A 14,257-nucleotide genomic window follows, 5' to 3' on the forward strand; every position below is an offset into this window, starting at 1 on the left:
GCTACTTCGCCGGCTCGAGGATCGAGACGTAGTTGGCGACCGCGGCGCCGCCCATGTTGAAGATGCCGCCGATCTGCGGGTTCTTGAGCTGCATGCCCTCGGGCGCTTGCCCCGTGAGTTGCATCGCGCTCATCACATGCATGGAGACGCCGGTGGCGCCGATCGGGTGGCCCTTGGCCTTGAGGCCGCCGGACGGATTGACCGGCAGCTTGCCGTCCTTCTGGGTCCAGCCTTCCATGATCGCGCGCGCGCCCTGTCCCTTCGGCGTCAGGCCCATCGCTTCATATTCGATCAGCTCGGCGACGGTGAAGCAGTCATGGGTCTCGACGAAGGACAGGTCGGAGAGCTGCAGGCCGGCCTTCTGCAGCGCGCGCTGCCAGGCGGTGGTGCAGCCTTCGAACTGCAGGATGTCACGCTTGGACATCGGCAGGAAATCCTGCGCATGCGCGGTGGCACGGATGTTCACCGCCTTGCCCATGGTCTTGGCGGTCTCGGCATCGGTCAGCACCAGTGCGGCGGCGCCGTCCGAGACCAGCGAGCAGTCGGTGCGCTTCAAGGGACCGGCGACGAACGGGTTCTTGTCGCTCTCGGCGCGGCAGAACTCGAAGCCGAAATCCTTGCGCATCTGCGCATAGGGATTGGCGACGCCGTTCTTGTGGTTCTTGGCGGCGATCATCGCCAGCGCATCCGACTGGTCGCCGTATTTCTGGAAATAGGCCTGCGCGATCTTGCCGAACACGCCGGCAAAGCCGCCGACCGTGTCGCCGTCCTCGGGTAGATACGACGCCTTGAGCAGGTTCTTGCCGATCTCCGGGCCCGGCGTCTTCGTCATCTGCTCGACGCCGACCACCAGCACGATCTTCGCGGCGCCGGCTTCGATGGCGCGAATGCCCTGATGCACGGCAGCCGATCCGGTGGCGCAGGCATTCTCGACCCGGGTGGTCGGCTTGAAGCGCAGCGCCGGATTGGCCTGCAGTACCAGCGAGGCCGTAAAATCCTGCGGCGAGAAGCCGGCGTTGAAATGACCGAGCATAATTTCGTCGACATCGGACGCGGCGATGCCGGCGTCAGCCAGCGCCTCGTTGGCGACCTTGACCACGAGACCCTCGACGGTCTCCGCGTCGAACTTTCCGAATGGCGTGTGCGCCCAACCCACGATGCTGGCGGTCATGGCTGTATCTCCCTGTTCCTGTTCGGAGAGTTATGTAGCGTATCTTCAGGCGGCTTTCAGCGTTTTCATCGCCGTCGCGCACATGGCGGTTATGCCCGCCCAATTGGCGGCGCGGATATCGGCCGCGGGGCACAGCCAGGAACCGCCGACCGCCAGCACATTCGGTTCGGCGAGCCAGGTCACCGCATTGGCCTCGCTGACCCCGCCGGTCGGGCACACCCTGACCTGCGGAAATGGCCCGGCCAGAGCCCGCAGTGCCTTGATACCGCCCGCCTGCTCGGCCGGGAAGAATTTGACGACGTCGAAGCCGTGGGCCAGCGCCTGCATCAACTCGGAGGCGGTCGCGATCCCCGGCGCGAAGGGCAGCTGGCTGGAGGCTGCCGCCGCCAACAGCTCGGGCGTCGCACCCGGGCTGATGCCGAATTTGGCGCCCAGCGCCTCGGCGCGCATCAGGTCGTCACCATTGAGGATCGTGCCGATCCCGACGATTGCCTCCGGCACACCGGCGATGATGGCCCTGGCCGCGTCGACCGCGACCGCCGTCCGCAGCGTCACCTCGAGCGTCCGCACGCCGCCGGCGACCAGCGCCTTTGCAAGCGGCACCGCGTCCTCGAGCCGCTCGATGGTCAGCACCGGGATCACGGTGGCCTGACGGATCAGCTCGGCGATCCGGTCCTGCTTCGATGTCGTTGTCATTGCGAGGCCTTACGGGATGGTGGGAGACGAAGCGCCTTTTTCGGCGGCATGGCGTAGCGCGGAATGATCGCGCCGGGATAGCACACCACGACACCGGCCAGCCGATGGCCGGCGCGCGCCGCCTCCTCTGGCTCGGCGCCGCCGAGCCGCGCGGCGAGATAGGCGGCGGCAAAGCTGTCGCCGGCCGCGGTGGTATCGACCACCGGCTTGGTAAGCTGCTCCGCCTTCACCTCGCGCGTTCCGCCGGCCGAGCGCACGATGCAGGCCGGCTCGGCCAGCTTCAGCACCACCTCGGGGCTCGAGATGCCGGCCAGCAGCGCCGTGTTGCTCTCGCCGGGATAAAGCGGCGCCAGATCCTCGGTCGAGGCAAGCACGATATCGGCCGTCTCGAACGCGCTGCTGAAGACCTTCCGCGCGACGTTCAGGTCCGGCCAGCCGCGGGCGCGGAAATTGGTGTCGAACGCAAACCGCGTCCCCAACAGCCGCGCACGCTTCAGCGCCGCCAGCAATCGCTCCTGCCCGTCCTCGCGCAGGATCGAGAGCGTGATCGCCGAGAGATAGACGACGTCATAGGTCGCGAGTGAGTTCAGGATGTCTTCCGTTTCGGGCAGATCCATCAGGTCGCGGGCGGCGGCGCTGTCACGCCAGTGGAAGAAGCGCCGCTCGCCCTTGTCGTCGGTCTGGATCAGATAGAGGCCGGGCAGCTTGCCCGCCGATCGCGCGACATGCTTGGTGCCGATGCCTTCGCTCGCCCAGCCCGCGATCATCTCATCGCTCAGCGCATCATCGCCGAGCGCCGTGAAGTAATCGACGTGGATGCCGAGCCGGGACAGATAGACCGCGGTGTTGAGCGTGTCGCCGCCATAGGAGCGCGAATACAGCCCGCCGAGCTGGCCGCCAGGAGCCTGGCGCAGCTCGATCATGCATTCGCCGATGCTGGCAACTCTGGTCATCTCAAGCGCCGCGCTAAAGCGCGATGAAGCCTGGTTGAATCATCATCGCGTCTTAGCCCCTTGTCTGAGCATGATCTTCGCGCAAACGCGTTCCGCGTTTGTCGCGAGGGAAACCGCTTCGCACTTCTCCGGATCATGCTTTGGCTCGGACGTTGCTCAGGCGGCGAACTTGCCGCCGAGTTCGTCCTCGATATGGATCCGGATGATGTCGTCGAACGTCTTCTCGGCCGTGGTGAAGCCGAGCTTCAGCGCGCGGTCGGTGGCGAAATCGCGCGGCCAGCCCGAGACGATGCTGATGATGGTCGGATCGGGCACCCGCTTGATCCGCGCGGTGACGTTCTTGCCGGCGACGCGCTCCAGCGACGCGATCTGCTCGCCGACGGTGACGGACATCCCGGGCATGCTGAGATTGCGCCGCGGCCCCATCGCATTGAGATCCATCGTGCCGGCGTGAACCAGAAAGCCGACCGCCGATTTCGGCGAGGCGTGCCAGTGCCGGACGTCCTCGGAGACCGGCAGCACTGCCTCCTCGCCCGCCAGCGGCTCGCGGATGATATTCGAGAAGAAGCCGGACGCCGCCTTGTTCGGCTTGCCCGGACGCACGCAGATTGTCGGCAGGCGGATCGAGATCCCGTCGAGCAGACCCTTGCGGGTGTAGTCGTTGATCAGGAGCTCGCAGATCGACTTCTGCGTGCCATAGCTCGTCAGCGGCGTATGGAAGAACTCGTCGCCGATCTTCTCGGGGAACGGCGCGCCAAACACCGCGATCGAGGACGTGAACACCAGCCGCGGCTTGTAGCCGCCGCCGACGGCACGGATGGCGTCGATCAGATAGCGGGTGCCGTCGAGGTTGATCCGGTAGCCCTTGTCGAACTCGGCCTCGGCCTCGCCCGAGACGATCGCGGCGAGATGGAAGATCACCTCGGGACGCTCGGCGATCAGGGGCGCCGCGGCGCCGGCATCGGCGAAATCGGATGCGACCACATTGACCGGGATCGAGGCATTGGCGGGCTTGGCCGGCGCGACCACGTCCTGCAGCGTCATCCGGGTGATCTCTTGCTTGCCGAGGCGGCCCTCGCGCAAGAGACGCTCGGTCAGCTTGCGGCCGACCATGCCGGCGGCGCCCAGAATCAGAATGTGCACGACCCTGCTCCTTTTCTTGTCTTGTTCGAATTCAGCTGCGGGCCTTGCGCGCTCATTCCTTCACGGCACCCGTCATCGCCGAGACATAATGCTCTACGAAGAACGCGTAAAGAATAACCAGCGGTAGCGAGCCGCATAGCGCCCCTGCCATCAGGGACCCCCAGCGATAGATGTCACCGTCAACGAATTCGTTGACGATGGCGACCGGCACGGTCTTGTTCGGGGTCGATTGCAGGAACGTCAGCGCATAGATGAATTCGTTCCAGCACAGCGTGAAGCAGAAGATGAAGGCCGAGATCAGGCCGGGGACGGCGAGCGGCAGCACGATCTTGATCAGTATCTGCCAGCGGCTGGCGCCGTCGATCAGCGCGCATTCCTCGAGCTCGAACGGGATGGTCTTGAAATATCCCATCAACAGCCAGGTCGAGAACGGAATCAGGATCGTCGGATAGGTCAGGATCAGCGCCAGGGGCGAGTCGAACAGGCCGTACTGAAACACGACGGTCGCGAGCGGAATGAACAGGATCGACGGCGGCACCAGATAGGCCAGGAAGATCAGGCCGCCGACGACGTTGGCGCCCTTGTAGCGCAGCCGCACGATCGCATAGGCCGCGAGCACGCTCGCGATGATCGACAGCACGGTGGCGCCCACCGCCACATACATCGTGTTCCAGAGCCAATGCGGATAGTAGCTCTCGAACAGCAGCTTGTGGACGTGCTTGAAGGTCGGATTCCAGGTCCAGAACGGATTGTACTTGTCGAGATCGAGCAGTTGCTCGTCCGGCTTGATCGCCGTCAGCCCCATCCAATAGAACGGGAACAACAGGATGATCACGATGATCGACAGCGGGATGTAGAGCGTCACGATCCGCCGCGGCACCGACTGCAGGTAGCTCATGCCCTCGCTGTTGTCGACGCGCGACGGCGTCGACAGGATGCTCTTGAGGTCGACCTTGGAGGCGGGAAGATCAGTCATTGCTCTCTCCCTGCTGCCACTTCCTGCGTTGCAGGCCGAACCATGACACCATGATCGCGGCGAGCAGGAACGGGATCATCGCGCTCGAGATCGCAGCGCCCTCGCCCAGCTGCCCCGCGATGATCGCGCGCTGATACGACAGCGTCGCCATCAAATGAGTGGCGTTGACCGGGCCGCCGCGCGTCATCGCCCAGATCAGCTGGAAGTCGGTGAAGGTGAACAGCACCGAGAACGTCATCACGACGGCGATGATCGGCGTCAGCAAGGGATAGGTGATGTAGCGGAACATCTGCCAGCGCGAGGCGCCATCCAACGTCGCCGCCTCATACAGCGACGGCTGCACGGTCTGCAGGCCCGCCAGCAGCGTGATCGCCACGAACGGTACGCCGCGCCAGATATTGGCGAAGATCACGCAGATCCGGGCCCAGGTGGTGTCGCCGAGGAAATTGATGTTCTGGGTGATCAGGCCGAGATGCTTGAGCGACCAGGAGATGATCGAGAACTGGGAATCGAAGATCCACCAGAACGCCAGCGCCGACAGCACGGTCGGCACGATGAAGGGGATCAGCACCGCGGCCCGCAACAGCGCCTTGAACGGCATGCGCTCGTTGAGCAGCAGCGCCAAATAGAGTCCGACCGCGAACTTCACGGCGCTCGCGATGAAGGTGTAGAGCAGCGTGTTGAAGACCGACAGCCAGAAGATGGCATCGTCCCACAACCATTCATAGTTCTCAGTGCCGATGAAATGACCGACGCGGCCGATGCGGGTGTCGGTGAAGGACAGCCAGATGCCGAGCCCGAGCGGATAGGCCAGGAAGAAGATCAGGAACGCCATCGCCGGCAACATGAACCAGAAGCCGAGCCAGTTCTTGTTGTGGCGGAGCTGATCCCAGGTGGTCGCTTCGCGGATTTCGGTTTTCGCACGTCGCGGCGCAAGGGCGATGTCAGCCATAGGCGATGTCCCGATTGCTCAACGGATTGAGCATGACTACGCAATATTCCAATGATGGCATTCCAATGATGACGCGGGCGGCGGCTCTCCGCCGCCCGCGGCCATCACATCAGCGATAGATGCGCTTCAGCTGCCGTTCGGCTTCCGCCATCGCGGCCTTGCCGTCCTTGGCACCGGTGCAGTAGTTCGCGAACATGTCGACCACAATGAAGTCGGCGATCGCGGTCGCGGCCTTCTCGCCGGGCGTACCGATGCCGGAGGCCGGCAGCGCGCGCTTCGAGGCCTGGCCGAACACCGCGTTCTTCGGATCGGCGGTCCACACCGGAGCCGAGTCGTAGGCATTGAGCGTGTGGGTGAGATAACCCCGCGCGCCCGACAGCCACTTCTCGAAATTCTCCTTCTCCAGCATGAAGGCGATGAACGCCTTTGCCGCGTTCGGATATTTGCAGAAGTTGAAGGCGAGGATCGGAACCGCGAGTTGCAATTCGGTCGGCTTGCCGATCGAGCCGACCGGCCACAATGCGTGGTCGATGTCCTCGGCGAGCTCCTTCTTGCTCGGATCGTCCTTGGCCGCGACGTAGATCGAGATGCCGTTCGAGGTCAGGAACAGCTCGCCGGACAGGAAGGCCTTGTTGTTGGAGGAGTCGTTCCAGGACGCGACACCCGGAATGAAGGTCTCCGACAGCGCCTTGGCATATTCCAGCGCCTTCATCGTCTCCGGCGAGTTTATGATGACCTTGTCGTCCTTGTCGACAGTCCAGGCGTTGTGGCCCCAGAGGATGTTGTGCACCCAGGCATTGGCGTCGCCGGTGGCGTGGCCGAGCGCGAAGCCGGCCGGCGTGTTGTTCTTCTTCAGCGCCTTGCACAGTTCGAGATAGGCCGGGAAATCGGACGGCACCTGCTTGAAGCCGGCCTTCTCGACCGCCGACTTGCGATAGGTCAAATAGCCGCCGATGGTCGCGACGGGAATGCCGAGCCAGTCATTGCCCTGCTTGCAGGTTTTGGCCGCGGCTTCGGTCCAGCCGCCATACTTGTTGCCGAGATAATCGGCAACGTCGTTCATCTTGAGAACCTTGGTCGGGAACAGCTGCGGCAGCGTGTGCAGGCCCCAGGCGAGGTCGAGACCCGAGCCGGTGTTGGCGGCGACCGAGGCCTTCGGCTGCACGTCCTCGAAGGACTCGCTGAACACGTTCATCTCGGTGCCGGTTGCCGACTTGAAGGCCGCGACCATGGCGTTGAATGCATCGTCTTCCGCGGGCACGAAGCGCTTCCAGCGCATCACGGTGAGCTTGGCGCCGGGCTCCGCCTTCCAGGGCGCGCTCTGCGCCCAGGCCTTGGCGAAGTCAAACAGCGCCGGCCCGGTGAGCATGCCGGTTGCAGCCAGCGCCGTGCCGCCCTGAAGTAGCGAGCGGCGAGTAAAATCGTGCATCGTCCTTCTCCCTATGATTGTGTTTTTGTTGTTTTTGATCTGGCCTGTTGGTCGGCCATTAAGATCGATCGGTCCGTCAGCTGTTCAGTCGCTTCCCCGTCGAATCGTCGAACAGATGGACCAGCGACGGATCCGGCTTGAGCCGAACCTTGTCGCCCGGGTTGAACAGATGGCGCTCGCGGAACACGGCGACGACCTGCTCGCCGCCGAGCTTGGCGAACACCTGGGTCTCCGACCCGGTCGGCTCGACCACCACGATCTCGGCCTCGGCGCCGTCATCGGCGATGGTGAAATGCTCGGGCCGCACGCCGTAGACCGCGGGCTGGCCGTCGGAATTGGCCGGCGCCGATTTCAGCGGCAGCTTGACGCCGTTCGGTCCCTCGAAATAGGCGGCGCCGTTCACCTTCACATTGCCCTTGAGGAAATTCATCGCCGGCGAACCGATGAAACCGGCCACGAACTGGTTCGCCGGCGTGTCATAGAGTTCGAGCGGCGAGCCCATCTGCTCGACGATGCCGTCATGCATCACGACGATCTTGTCGGCCATCGTCATGGCCTCGATCTGGTCGTGGGTGACGTAGACGGTCGTGGTCTTCAGCCGCTGGTGCAGCTCCTTGATCTCGGTGCGCATTGCAACACGCAGCTTGGCGTCGAGGTTCGACAGCGGCTCGTCGAACAGGAACACCTGGGGATCGCGCACGATGGCGCGGCCCATCGCGACGCGCTGGCGCTGGCCGCCCGAAAGCTGGCGGGGATAGCGCTCGAGCAGCGGCGTAAGCGCAAGGATTTCCGCGGCGCGCTTGACGCCGGTCGAGATCTCCTCGGGCTTGGCGCCGCGCAGCTTGAGCGAGAAGCCCATATTGTCGGCGACCGTCATGTGCGGGTAGAGCGCGTAGTTCTGGAACACCATTGCAATGTCGCGCTCTTTGGGCTGGACATTGTTGACGACGCGGTCGCCGATCGAGATCGTGCCGGAGGTGATGTTCTCGAGCCCCGCCAGCATGCGCAGCAGGGTCGACTTGCCGCAGCCGGAGGGGCCGACCAGAACGACGAACTCGCCGTCCTCGATCGGGATCGACACGCCGTGCAGGACCTCAAAATTGCCGAACGATTTCCGCACGTCGCGAATCTGGACCGACGACATCCACTTCCCTCCCTCAAGTTCCCGACGACGTACGACGAGTGCCGCCACCGCTCTGTTTTGTTCCGGCCGCGCTGGGTGCGCGGCGCTGTTGGACTGACGTTATTGTCCGCAGTTTATCCGGTTTTGGCAATCGTTCGATTAGCAATCGCTTGGTAGCGCTGTCAATATCAGTTTGTCTGCGACGAACGTCGTGATATGAGCGGCAAATGGCCCGAAAGCGCATCACGCCAGGCAAGATCCGGCTCGCCGAAGTCGCGAAGCTCGCCGGTGTCAGTCCCATTACGGCCTCACGGTTCTTCAGGAATCCGGAAGCACTTTCGGCCGGCAAGCGCGCGCGGGTCGATAGTGCGGCAAAAGAACTCGGTTACGTGCCCAATCTCGCGGCACGCGCGCTTGCGTCGCAGCGCACCGAGGTGATCGGTGTCCTGATCCCGTCGCTGACCAACAACGTGTTCTCCGACGTGCTGCGCGGCATCTATGACGCGCTCGACGGCAGCCGCTACAGCATTCAGCTCGCCAACACCCACTACAGCATCCTGCAGGAAGAGCGCCTGCTGCGTCTGTTTCTGGCACAGAAGCCGGCCGGGCTGATCATTACCGGCATCAACCAGACCGCCGATTCCCGCCGCATCATGGAGACGGTCGATTGTCCGATCGTCCAGATCATGGAGGTCGGTCCCTCCCCGATCGACATGATGATCGGATTCTCGCATTTTGACGCCGCAAAAGCCGCCATCGCCCACCTGCTGGCGCAGAGCTACCGGCGGATCGGATTCCTCGGCGCGCGGATGGATCCGCGGGTGCAGCGCCGGCTCGACGGCTATCGCTCCGCGATGACCGACGCTGGGCTGTTCGATCCACAGCTTATTGTGACAACGGCGATCCCGACCTCGGTCACGCTCGGCGGCACGCTGTTTGCCGACCTGCTCGCCAAGGCGCCCGACATCGACGCCGTGTTCTGCGTCAATGACGACCTTGCGCTCGGCGCGCTGTTCGAATGCAAGCGGCGGCACATGGCAGTGCCGGAGCAGATGGCGATCGTCGGCTTCAATGACCTCGAATTCATGGCGTCGAGCGAGCCGACCTTGAGCAGCGTGCGTACCAACCGCTACGAAATGGGCAGAAACGCTGCCGTGATGGTGATCGAGACGCTGGAAGGGCGCCGGCCGACCGAACCCGTCGTCGATCTCGGCTTCAGTGTCATGGAACGGCAAAGCTCGGCGCGACGCAATTGACGTCGCCCGGCAGCTGCCTGTCATAAGGGACGCGAAAATGATAAAATGATAGCGCAACCAAGACCCTTCAACTAAGGTCCAATCCATCACACGAAACACCTGTGCGTGATCGGTCGGGTTTGTAATGCATGACGATTTGCGCAAGGTAGAAACGACCTTGAACCAGAGCCCTTGAATGGGCCCACAAGTTTGCATTGCGGGAGAAACCAATGACAAAACCCCCCACCAACGGGCACGACGCCGCAGGCGCGACCAGCAAGGGCAAGGGCCGCAGGCTCCGCTCCCAGGAATGGTTCGACAACCCGCACAATCCGGGCATGACCGCGCTCTATCTCGAGCGCTATCTCAATTACGGCCTGACGCGAGAGGAATTGCAGTCGGGTAAGCCGATCATCGGCATCGCGCAGACCGGCAACGACCTCTCGCCCTGCAATCGGCATCACCTCGAGCTCGCACACCGCGTCCGCGAGGGCATCCGCGCCGCCGGCGGCATCGCGATGGAGTTTCCGACCCATCCGATCCAGGAGACCGGCAAGCGCCCGACTGCGGCGCTCGACCGCAACCTCGCCTATCTCGGCCTGGTCGAGGTGCTGTTCGGCTATCCGCTCGACGGCGTGGTGCTGACCACCGGCTGCGACAAGACCACGCCGGCCTGCATGATGGCGGCGGCGACCGTCAACCTGCCGGCGATCGTGCTGTCGGGCGGCCCGATGCTGAACGGCTGGCACGAGGGCCAGCGCACCGGCTCCGGCACCGTGGTGTGGAAGGCGCGCGAACGGCTCGCCGCCGGCGAGATCGACTATGAGCAATTCATCGAGATCGTGGCCTCTTCGGCCCCCTCGGTCGGCCACTGCAACACGATGGGCACCGCCTCCACCATGAACTCGCTCGCGGAAGCGCTCGGCTTCTCGCTGCCGGGCTGCGCGGCGATCCCGGCGCCGTATCGCGAGCGCGGCCAGATCGCCTACGAGACCGGCAAGCGCATCGTCGACATGGTCTGGGAGGATTTGAAGCCGTCGGACTTCCTGACGCGCGAGGCGTTCGAGAACTGCATCGTGGTCAACTCCGCGATCGGCGGCTCGACCAATGCGCCGATCCATATCAATGCGTTGGCGCGCCATGTCGGCGTCGAGCTGTCGATCGACGACTGGCAGAAATACGGCCATGACGTCCCGCTGCTGGTGAACATGCAGCCGGCCGGCTTCTATCTCGGCGAGGAATATCACCGCGCCGGCGGCGTGCCCTCGGTGGTGCGCGAGCTGATCAAGCACAAGCGCATCCACGAAGGCGCCCTCACCGTCAACGGCCGCACCATGGGCGAGAATTGCAAGGAAGCACCTGCGCCCGACGGCGACGTGATCTGGGGCTACGACAAGCCGCTGGTGAAGGACGCCGGCTTCATCGTGCTGCGCGGCAATCTCTTTGATTCCGCGATCATGAAGACCAGCGTGATCTCGAAGGAATTCCGCGACCGCTATCTGTCCAACCCGAAGGACCTCAATGCCTTCGAGGGCCGCGCCATCGTGTTCGAGGGGCCGGAGGATTATCACAACCGTATCGAGGATCCCGCGCTCGACATTGATGAGCACTGCGTCCTGTTCGTCCGCGGCACCGGCCCGATCGGCTATCCCGGCGGCGCCGAGGTGGTGAACATGCAGCCGCCCGCCGCGCTGATCAAACGCGGCATCCTGTCCCTGCCCTGCATCGGCGACGGAAGGCAGTCCGGCACCTCGGGCTCGCCCTCGATCCTCAACGCCTCGCCCGAGGCCGCCGCCGATGGCGGGCTCGCAATCCTGAGGACTGGCGACAAGGTGCGCATCGACCTCAACAAGGGCAGCGCCAACATCATGATCTCGGAGGATGAGCTGCGCACCCGCCGCGCCGAGCTGAAGGCCAAGGGCGGCTTCCCGCATCCGGCCAACCAGACGCCGTGGCAGGAGCTCTACCGCAAGACCGTCGGCCAGCACGCGACCGGCGCCTGTCTCGAGCTCGCGACGCGCTACCACGACATCGCCGGCAAGGTCGGCGTGGCGCGCGACAATCACTAGGACGCAAACCGTCATTGCCGGGCGCGGCCCGGCAATCCATCGTTCTTCGAAAGATGGATGCGCGGGTCAAGCCCGCGCATGACTGCCAATCGCCAAAGAAGGAAGAAACGCATGTCAGACCGCCTGAAGGGCAAACGCGCATTCGTAACCGCAGCGGCCGTCGGCATCGGCCGCGCCTGCGCGCTGGCCTTTGCCCGCGAGGGCGCGAGCGTGTTCGCGACCGATATCGACGAAGGCAAGCTTGCGCTGCTCAGGCAGGAAGGCGCCGCCGATGTTGCGAAGCTCGACGTGCGCGACACCGCAGCGGTCGAGGCAATCGCAAAGCGCGCCGGCAAGACCGACATCCTGCTCAATGCCGCGGGCTTCGTGCATCACGGCACGGTGCTGGAGTGTTCGGACGACGACTGGGACTTCTCCTTCGACCTCAACGTCAAGTCGATGCACCGCACCACGCGCGCTTTCCTGCCGGGCATGCTGGCGCAGGGCGGCGGTGCCATCGTCAACATCGCCTCCGCCGCCGGCGCGGTGAAGGCGGCGCCGAACCGCTACGTGTATAGCGCCACCAAGGCCGCGGTCGCGGCACTGACGCGCTCGGTCGCGGCCGACTTCATCACCAAGGGCATCCGCTGCAACTGCATCTGCCCCGGCACCATCGAGACGCCTTCGATGCTTGAGCGTGCGGCGGCTGCCGGCCCGCAGGGACGCGAGATGTTCGTTGCGCGCCAGCCGATGGGCCGGCTCGGCACCGCCGAGGAAATCGCCGCGCTCGCCGTCTATCTCGCCAGCGACGAAAGCTCGTTCACCACAGGCGTCGCCCATGTCATCGACGGCGGCTGGACACTCTAATCGGGAGGCAGCATGAACAAGATCGATCTCAACGGCCGCTATGCCGTCGTCACCGGCGGCGCGCAGGGATTTGGCCGCGCTATCACCGAGCGCTTTGTCGCGTCGGGCGCCAAGGTCGCGATCTGGGATTTCGACCAGCCGCTGGCCGAGAAGACCGCGCGGGCGATCGGCGAGAACGTGATCGCGATCAAGACCGACGTCACCAATCCCGACGCGGTCGACGCCGCGCGCGATCAAACGCTGCGGGCGTTCGGCAAGATCGACATTCTCGTCAACAACGCCGGCATCACCGGAGCCAACAAGCCGGTATGGGAAACCGATCTCGACGACTGGCGCAGGGTGATGCGCATCAATCTCGAGGGGCCCTTCATCTGCTGCAAGGCGATCGTGCCGACCATGATCGGCCGGAAGTACGGCCGCATCGTCAACATCGCCTCGATCGCCGGCAAGGAGGGCAATCCAAACGCCGCGCATTATTCGTCGTCGAAGGCGGGCCTGATCGCGCTCACCAAATCGCTCGGCAAGGAGCTCGCGCAGCACGACATCCTGGTCAATGCGGTGACGCCGGCCGCGGCGAAGACCGCGATCTTCGACCAGATGACCCAGCAGCACATCGATTTCATGCTGTCGAAGATCCCGAAGGCCCGCTTCGTCCAGGTCGAGGAGCTCGCCTCGATGGTGGCATGGCTGGCGTCGGAGGATTGCGCCTTCTCCACCGGCGCGGTGTTCGACATCTCCGGCGGCCGCGCGACCTATTAAACCGCCGCTCGCCTCGCCGGCTCCCGAAGCGCCGCGACGAGATGATCGGCCAGGAGTGACGCCGCGTGCGGCAGGTTTTGCGCGCGATGCAGCCGTATCTCGGCCCGCGGCAGCAGGGGCATGCCGTCGCGCGCGGTCAGCCGACGCAGCGTCGGCGGAAACGTCCCCGACTTGACCACGGTCACGGCGAGACCCTGCGCCGCGATCGCCTCGACCGCGGACAGGCTGTGGCTGACAAAGGCGAGCCGCCACGGCCGGTTCGCCTCGTCCAGCGCCTGCATCGCCCAGTTCCGGAACAGGCAGCCCTGCGGATAGAGCGCGACCGGCAGCGGATCGAGCTCCTCGACGCGATGCTCAGCGCTCGCGGCCCACACCGCCTGCTCGGTGCGCAGCAACTCGCCCTCGCCGCGTCCCTCGGGGTGCATCGCGATCACGAGGTCATAGGCTTCGCCGAGCCGATCGGTCATCGTCGACGTCAACCCGGTCTCCATCTCGAGATGGATCAGCGGATAGCTGGCGATGAAGTCCTTGAGCAGCGGCGGGACGATCATCGTCCCATAGTCGTCCATCACGCCAAGGCGAACCCGTCCATCCGTGCCATGCTCGCGCACCCGGCCGACCGCCTCCGCGTTGAGGCTCAGGATGCGGCGGGCATAACCGAGCAATCCCTCGCCGGCTGCACTCAGGTCGACACTGGACGTGCTGCGGTGAAACAGTTCGGCCTGCAGCCGCTCTTCCAGCCGCTTCACCTGCATGCTGACGGCGGATTGGGTCCGGTTCAGCGCTGAGGCCGCGCGGGTGAAGGAGCGATGCTCCGCCACCGCGACAAAGGCCTGCAGAAGATCCGGGTCCAGGATGGGCGCGCTCATAACGATCCGTGATTTAGTCGATCAAATCTATTCCAT

13 protein-coding genes are annotated in these 14,257 nt (G+C 64.4%); 4 read left to right on the top strand and 9 right to left on the bottom strand.

Going from position 1 to position 14,257, the window contains the following annotated elements; all coding sequences use genetic code 11:
- Position 1: 1 nt before the first annotated feature.
- The 8 genes from ACZBJS_RS02245 to ACZBJS_RS02280 form a co-directional block, all read right to left on the bottom strand.
- Entirely contained in the window at positions 2-1,171 is a 1,170-nt protein-coding gene (locus ACZBJS_RS02245) for an acetyl-CoA acetyltransferase (RefSeq protein ID WP_028344634.1), read from the bottom strand.
- A 45-nt stretch (positions 1,172-1,216) separates the two neighbouring features.
- Positions 1,217-1,867, bottom strand: coding sequence for a bifunctional 4-hydroxy-2-oxoglutarate aldolase/2-dehydro-3-deoxy-phosphogluconate aldolase (eda, locus tag ACZBJS_RS02250; protein WP_076826536.1), 651 nt, complete (start codon positions 1,865-1,867; stop codon positions 1,217-1,219).
- Positions 1,864-2,820 (bottom strand): sugar kinase, encoded by a 957-nt coding sequence (locus ACZBJS_RS02255; RefSeq protein ID WP_057019736.1) that lies wholly within the window; start codon positions 2,818-2,820, stop codon positions 1,864-1,866. The genes eda and ACZBJS_RS02255 overlap by 4 nt, the downstream gene beginning before the upstream one ends.
- Positions 2,821-2,976: 156 nt before the next feature.
- On the bottom strand, positions 2,977-3,963 hold the full coding sequence (denD, locus tag ACZBJS_RS02260) for a D-erythronate dehydrogenase (protein ID WP_028344631.1): 987 nt from the start codon (positions 3,961-3,963) through the stop codon (positions 2,977-2,979).
- A gap of 52 nt (positions 3,964-4,015) precedes the next feature.
- On the bottom strand, positions 4,016-4,939 hold the full coding sequence (locus ACZBJS_RS02265) for a carbohydrate ABC transporter permease (protein ID WP_057019735.1): 924 nt from the start codon (positions 4,937-4,939) through the stop codon (positions 4,016-4,018).
- Positions 4,932-5,891, bottom strand: coding sequence for a carbohydrate ABC transporter permease (locus tag ACZBJS_RS02270; RefSeq protein ID WP_057019734.1), 960 nt, complete (start codon positions 5,889-5,891; stop codon positions 4,932-4,934). The genes ACZBJS_RS02265 and ACZBJS_RS02270 overlap by 8 nt, the downstream gene beginning before the upstream one ends.
- A 109-nt stretch (positions 5,892-6,000) precedes the next feature.
- Positions 6,001-7,320, bottom strand: coding sequence for an ABC transporter substrate-binding protein (locus ACZBJS_RS02275; protein WP_057019733.1), 1,320 nt, complete (start codon positions 7,318-7,320; stop codon positions 6,001-6,003).
- Between the two features lie 76 nt (positions 7,321-7,396).
- Positions 7,397-8,464: an ABC transporter ATP-binding protein gene (locus ACZBJS_RS02280; protein WP_028334988.1), complete on the bottom strand. Its 1,068-nt coding sequence runs from the start codon at positions 8,462-8,464 to the stop codon at positions 7,397-7,399.
- Between the two features lie 206 nt (positions 8,465-8,670).
- On the opposite strand from ACZBJS_RS02280, the gene gntR reads away from it, so the two are divergent.
- From gntR to ACZBJS_RS02300, 4 genes are all read left to right on the top strand, one after another.
- Positions 8,671-9,699, top strand: coding sequence for an HTH-type transcriptional regulator GntR (gene gntR / locus ACZBJS_RS02285; protein WP_463438299.1), 1,029 nt, complete (start codon positions 8,671-8,673; stop codon positions 9,697-9,699).
- Between the two features lie 209 nt (positions 9,700-9,908).
- Positions 9,909-11,747, top strand: a complete 1,839-nt coding sequence (locus ACZBJS_RS02290) for an IlvD/Edd family dehydratase (RefSeq protein WP_141339954.1) — start codon at positions 9,909-9,911, stop codon at positions 11,745-11,747.
- A gap of 111 nt (positions 11,748-11,858) precedes the next feature.
- Positions 11,859-12,593, top strand: a complete 735-nt coding sequence (locus ACZBJS_RS02295) for an SDR family oxidoreductase (RefSeq protein ID WP_316394962.1) — start codon at positions 11,859-11,861, stop codon at positions 12,591-12,593.
- Between the two features lie 12 nt (positions 12,594-12,605).
- The gene (locus ACZBJS_RS02300; protein WP_316394961.1) at positions 12,606-13,352 is read left to right on the top strand and encodes an SDR family NAD(P)-dependent oxidoreductase; all 747 of its coding nucleotides are present in this window, start codon (positions 12,606-12,608) and stop codon (positions 13,350-13,352) included.
- Here ACZBJS_RS02300 and ACZBJS_RS02305 read toward each other — a convergent pair.
- The gene (locus ACZBJS_RS02305) at positions 13,349-14,221 is read right to left on the bottom strand and encodes a LysR substrate-binding domain-containing protein (RefSeq protein WP_463438300.1); all 873 of its coding nucleotides are present in this window, start codon (positions 14,219-14,221) and stop codon (positions 13,349-13,351) included. The two genes, ACZBJS_RS02300 and ACZBJS_RS02305, sit on opposite strands and share 4 nt — an antisense overlap.
- Positions 14,222-14,257: the final 36 nt, after the last annotated feature.

It is taken from the genome of Bradyrhizobium sp. KZN70725, assembly GCF_055264925.1.

Bases quoted from the DNA above. Each gene is read 5' to 3' on its own strand.
- gntR (WP_463438299.1), top strand. From the start codon at position 8,671: ATGGCCCGAAAGCGCATCACGCCAGGCAAGATCCGGCTCGCCGAAGTC.
- eda (WP_076826536.1), bottom strand. From the start codon at position 1,867: ATGACAACGACATCGAAGCAGGACCGGATCGCCGAGCTGATCCGTCAG.
- ACZBJS_RS02290 (WP_141339954.1), top strand. From the start codon at position 9,909: ATGACAAAACCCCCCACCAACGGGCACGACGCCGCAGGCGCGACCAGC.
- ACZBJS_RS02255 (WP_057019736.1), bottom strand. From the start codon at position 2,820: ATGACCAGAGTTGCCAGCATCGGCGAATGCATGATCGAGCTGCGCCAG.
- ACZBJS_RS02270 (WP_057019734.1), bottom strand. From the start codon at position 5,891: ATGGCTGACATCGCCCTTGCGCCGCGACGTGCGAAAACCGAAATCCGC.
- ACZBJS_RS02280 (WP_028334988.1), bottom strand. From the start codon at position 8,464: ATGTCGTCGGTCCAGATTCGCGACGTGCGGAAATCGTTCGGCAATTTT.
- ACZBJS_RS02300 (WP_316394961.1), top strand. From the start codon at position 12,606: ATGAACAAGATCGATCTCAACGGCCGCTATGCCGTCGTCACCGGCGGC.
- ACZBJS_RS02265 (WP_057019735.1), bottom strand. From the start codon at position 4,939: ATGACTGATCTTCCCGCCTCCAAGGTCGACCTCAAGAGCATCCTGTCG.
- ACZBJS_RS02275 (WP_057019733.1), bottom strand. From the start codon at position 7,320: ATGCACGATTTTACTCGCCGCTCGCTACTTCAGGGCGGCACGGCGCTG.
- ACZBJS_RS02295 (WP_316394962.1), top strand. From the start codon at position 11,859: ATGTCAGACCGCCTGAAGGGCAAACGCGCATTCGTAACCGCAGCGGCC.
- ACZBJS_RS02305 (WP_463438300.1), bottom strand. From the start codon at position 14,221: ATGAGCGCGCCCATCCTGGACCCGGATCTTCTGCAGGCCTTTGTCGCG.
- ACZBJS_RS02245 (WP_028344634.1), bottom strand. From the start codon at position 1,171: ATGACCGCCAGCATCGTGGGTTGGGCGCACACGCCATTCGGAAAGTTC.